Genomic DNA, 4,319 nt, shown 5'->3' with positions numbered 1-4,319 from the left:
TCGGCGGTCATGTTGACCTCCTGCGGCATCCAGTGGTTGGCGCAGCCGTCGAGGTACTTCTGCCAGGCCCAGTCGTATTTGAAGGGCACGAGTTGGTTGAGGTCGGCGCGGCAGTTGATCATGCGCTTTTCGTCAACGGCGACGCGGGCGGAGGCGCCTTCGAGTTCGGCGAGGCCTTCGGCGACGTCGAGTTTGTCGAGGGCGGCCTTGGCGCGCACGATGGCGGCCGAATCATTGGCGGTGACGGCGCGGGCTTCGATGGCGGCAGCGGCGCCGGCACCGTCGAGGCGGTCCATGTTGGCTTCGCTGGCGTGGCCGGCGTTGGCGCCCTTGATCACCGCTGCACCGGTGTCTTCGTTGTCGACTTCATCCCAACTCAGCATTGAAATACTCCTTCCTGATCTGTTCCGGCGGGGTGCGAACCCCGTCTAAAAATAGGTGGTTTTGCAGACTGCTAGGCATTGAAATATTGCGCGGAGTGTGGTCAGTAAATACCGATTTTGCACACTATGTAGTGGTCTGTCTTATTGGTGGGCACACTATATGGGGTGTGATACCTCTGGTCAACGGACAAGATCGGCTCGGCTGTCGCAGGGGCCAAGCGCGTGCGGCCTGGGTATCCATGCCTAAGCTAATTCTAAAAAGGTATTTATTAGCAGTTTTTAAGATCGTTTAGCTTGGACGCTTCCAAGGATTCTGTTCAAGGAGCGAGCCGCCGATGGCCCACGTACACTCAATCACCGCTTTGCCGCTGCTGGACCTGTCCCAGCTCGATGGCAGCCCGCGACAGCGTCAGCAGTTTCTCGATGAACTGCGTCTGGCGGCGCGGCATATCGGGTTTTTCTACCTCACCGGGCATGGCATCGACCGCGACCTGCTGGCCCAGGTGCAGCAACAGGCGCGGGCGTTTTTTGCCTTGCCCGACGCCGACAAACGCGCGGTGGGCATGCTCAACTCCCCGCATTTTCGCGGTTACAACCGCGCCGCCTCCGAGATCACCCGGGGCCAGCCGGACCTGCGCGAACAATTCGATGTGGGTGCCGAGCGCGAGCCCTTGCCCCCGGCGCTGTACCCGGCCGCCTGGGCGCGCTTGCAGGGGCCCAATCAATGGCCGACGGCTCTGCCTCAACTCAAACCCCTGGTGCTCGGCTGGCAGCATGCGATGACGCAAATGGCCCTACGCCTGTTACGCGCGTTCGCCCAGGCCCTGTCCCTGCCGGAAGACGCTTTTGATGCGCTGTACGGCGACAAGCCCAACGAACATATCAAACTGATCCGCTACCCCGGTCGCCATGCCCAGCAAAGTCGTCAAGGCGTCGGCGCGCACAAGGATTCCGGTTTCCTCAGTTTCCTGCTGCAAGACGAGCAGGCCGGTTTGCAGGTGGAAGTGGAGGAGGGCCGCTGGATCGATGCGGTGCCGCGCCCCGACACGCTGGTGGTGAATATCGGCGAACTGCTTGAGCTGGCCAGCAATGGCTACCTGCGCGCGACCGTCCATCGCGTGGTGTCGCCGCCGGTGGGCAGCGAGCGCTTGTCGCTGGCGTTTTTCCTCGGGGCGCAACTGGACGCAGTGGTGCCGGTGTATCAACTGGCGCCCGAGTTGCTGCGCGATGCCCACGGCCCCGAGAGCGATCCGCGCAATCCGTTGCTGCGCGATGTGGGCTGGAACTACCTCAAGGGGCGCCTGCGCTCCCACCCCGATGTCGCTCAACGTTTCTATGCCGACGCCACGCTGCCCCAAGCGCTGTCCGCCTGATCAGGAGATCACCGATGTTGAAAACCACCACCCTTACCCTGGCGGCTTTGCTGGCCTCCTTCAGCGTGTCGGCCGCCGACGCGTTGCGCGTGGCTGCTGACCCGATTCCCCATGCGCAGATCCTTGAATACGTACAGAAGCTCGACCCTGGCCTGAAGCTGAAAATCATCGAAGTCCCCAACGGCGTGAACTCCAACGAGCTGCTGGCCCATGGTGATGTCGACGCCAACTACTTCCAGCACCTGCCGTACCTCCATTCTCAGGAACAGGCCCTCGGCCAGACGTTCGTGGTGGCTGCCACGGTGCATATCGAGCCGTTGGGGATTTATTCGCACCGGCATACCAGCCTCGCTCAAGTGCCGGACAAGGGCACCGTCGCCGTACCGAATAACGTCACCAACCTCAGTCGCGCGCTGTACCTGTTGCAAGCCAACGGCCTGATCAAACTCAAACCGGGCTTCAATGATGCCGCCAAGGATCAGGCCACGCCCAAGGACATTGCCGAAAACCCCAGGCATTTGAAGATTCTGGAGATTGAATCCCCGCAAATTCCCCGTGCATTGGACGATGTGGACCTTGCGGTGATCAACGGCAACTTCGCCCTGGAAGCCGGGCTCGAACCGGCCAAGGATGCGTTGGGCCTGGAGCAGGCCAAGGGTAACCCGTATGCGAATATCCTCGTCACCACCCCCAAGCTGGCGGATGACCCGCGTATCCGGCAGTTGGCCAACGACTTGCGCTCGCCGGAACTGGCCAAGTTCATCAATGAGAAATACGCCGGCTCGGTGATCCCGGTGGCGGTCGAATGATCGTTGTCGAAGGCGTCAGCAAAACCTACGCCAGCGGCCAGCCGGCGGCGTTGGATAACGTGTCGTTGCAGATCGCCGATGGCGCGATCTTCGGTATTGTCGGGCGCAGCGGCGCCGGTAAAAGTACCTTGTTGCGCTGCTTGAACCTGCTGGAGCGGCCGACGTCCGGGCGCATCCTGCTGGATGGCCAGGACCTGACCCGCTTGAACGACAAACAGCTGCGCCAGCAACGCCAGCGCATCGGCATGATCTTCCAGGGCTTCAACCTGCTGCATTCGCGCAACGTCGCGGATAACGTCGCGGTGCCGCTGGAGATCGCCAATGTGCCCAAGGCCGAGCGCGCGGCGCGGGTGACTGAGCTGTTGACGCTGGTGGGGCTCAGCGACAAGGCCCAGGCGTTTCCCTCGCAGTTGTCCGGCGGGCAGAAGCAGCGTGTAGGCATCGCGCGCGCCTTGGCCGCGCGCCCGGCGTACTTGCTCTCGGACGAAGCCACAGCGCGCTGGACCCGGAGACGACGGCGTCGATCCTTGAACTGTTGCGCGACATCAACCTGCAGCTGGGCGTGACCATCGTGTTGATCACCCACGAGCTGGAGGTGGTCAAGGCGATCTGCGACAGCGCGGTGTCCCTGGCCGATGGCCGCGTGGTGGAGAGCGGCACGTTGCTGCAGCTGCAGGCCGACCCGTCGTCACGTCTCGGGCGTTCGTTGGCCCCCAGCCTGCAAGTGGTGAGGGCCGTATGAACACCGATTGGAACGACATCCTGCAATTGCTGCTCAACGCCACCGGCGAAACCTTATACATGGTGCTGCTGGCCGGGCTCTTCACCCTGTTGATCGGCCTGCCCCTGGGCGTGCTGCTGTTTGTCAGCCGAGCCGACGGCCTGTTCCCCTTGCCACGTCTGAACCGGGGGTTGGGCGCGGTGATCAACTTGGGACGTTCATTGCCCTTTGTGGTGATGTTGATCGCACTGATTCCGCTGACCCGCTTGATCGTCGGCACCACCCTGGGCAGCACCGCCGCTGTGGTGCCGATCACCATCGGTGCCTTTCCGTTCTTCGCGCGGATTGTCGAAACCGCGCTGGATGAAGTCGACAGGGGCCGCATCGAAGCTATCGTGGCGATGGGCGGGGATATCCGCCATGTGATTCTCAAGGTGTTATTGCCCGAGGCCTTGCCGGCCCTGGTAGCCGGGACAACCTTGACCCTGGTCATGCTGATCGGTTTTTCATCCATGGCCGGGGTGATCGGCGGAGGTGGGTTGGGCGACCTGGCGATTCGTTACGGTTACCAGCGCTTCAATAACCAGATCATGGTGGTCACGGTGATTGTGCTGGTGCTGCTGGTGCAGGGCGTGCAAAACCTGGGCGATCGTTGCGTGCGCTCATTGGCCCATCGACGCTGAGGCGCTGCCCTGCGCGCGCGGGGTCTTGAGCAACAGCGCTTCAAACACCTGCTGCACCCGTGGCTCATCGCTGTGGGCCACATTGAAACGCATCGAATCGCGATGGGCCGGGTCGTAGCCGAAGAGCGCACCCGGCGCCAGAACCATGCCGTGTTTCAATGCCTCCTGGGCCAGCCATTCGCCGTCCACTCCCGTCGGCAGCGCGCCCAGATAAACATTCCGCCTTCGTAGGCCATCAGCAGTTCGCAGCCGCAGCGCCTGAGCCAGTGTTCGACGCGCCCGCCGGCCTCGATCAAACGCTGGACCATGCGCTTGCGGTGCTTGGTGTAGCTGCCTTCGCTGAGCATGCG

Annotated in this window: 3 protein-coding genes and 3 pseudogenes; 4 read left to right on the top strand and 2 right to left on the bottom strand. The window is 62.5% G+C overall.

What is annotated here, in order from left to right:
* Nucleotides 1-383 (bottom strand): annotated as a pseudogene (locus JWR98_RS28850) (ribonucleotide-diphosphate reductase subunit beta); the annotation flags it as partial.
* 335 nt (nt 384-718) lie between these two features.
* Here JWR98_RS28850 and JWR98_RS28845 point away from each other — a divergent pair.
* From JWR98_RS28845 to JWR98_RS28830, 4 genes and pseudogenes are all read left to right on the top strand, one after another.
* Nucleotides 719-1,756: an isopenicillin N synthase family dioxygenase gene (locus JWR98_RS28845; RefSeq protein ID WP_078733093.1), complete on the top strand. Its 1,038-nt coding sequence runs from the start codon at nt 719-721 to the stop codon at nt 1,754-1,756.
* Between the two features lie 14 nt (nt 1,757-1,770).
* Complete coding sequence (locus JWR98_RS28840) at nt 1,771-2,565, top strand: MetQ/NlpA family ABC transporter substrate-binding protein (RefSeq protein WP_078733094.1); 795 nt, start codon at nt 1,771-1,773, stop codon at nt 2,563-2,565.
* Nucleotides 2,562-3,307, top strand: a pseudogene (locus JWR98_RS28835) (methionine ABC transporter ATP-binding protein). Before JWR98_RS28840 ends, JWR98_RS28835 begins: the two are co-directional and overlap by 4 nt.
* Complete coding sequence (locus JWR98_RS28830) at nt 3,304-3,969, top strand: methionine ABC transporter permease (RefSeq protein ID WP_078733096.1); 666 nt, start codon at nt 3,304-3,306, stop codon at nt 3,967-3,969. Before JWR98_RS28835 ends, JWR98_RS28830 begins: the two are co-directional and overlap by 4 nt.
* Here the strand turns inward: JWR98_RS28830 and JWR98_RS28825 are convergent.
* Nucleotides 3,949-4,319, bottom strand: a pseudogene (locus JWR98_RS28825) (PLP-dependent aminotransferase family protein); the annotation flags it as partial. The gene JWR98_RS28830 and the pseudogene JWR98_RS28825 sit on opposite strands and share 21 nt — an antisense overlap.

Origin of the sequence: Pseudomonas lactucae (genome assembly GCF_016937615.1) — a bacterium.
GTDB classification, from domain to species: domain Bacteria; phylum Pseudomonadota; class Gammaproteobacteria; order Pseudomonadales; family Pseudomonadaceae; genus Aquipseudomonas; species Aquipseudomonas lactucae.
The sequence above is the reverse complement of the archived record's forward strand: the minus strand, read 5'-3'. Positions and strand labels throughout refer to the sequence as shown.

Bases quoted from the DNA above. Each gene is read 5' to 3' on its own strand.
- JWR98_RS28845 (WP_078733093.1), top strand. From the start codon at position 719: ATGGCCCACGTACACTCAATCACCGCTTTGCCGCTGCTGGACCTGTCC.
- JWR98_RS28830 (WP_078733096.1), top strand. From the start codon at position 3,304: ATGAACACCGATTGGAACGACATCCTGCAATTGCTGCTCAACGCCACC.
- JWR98_RS28840 (WP_078733094.1), top strand. From the start codon at position 1,771: ATGTTGAAAACCACCACCCTTACCCTGGCGGCTTTGCTGGCCTCCTTC.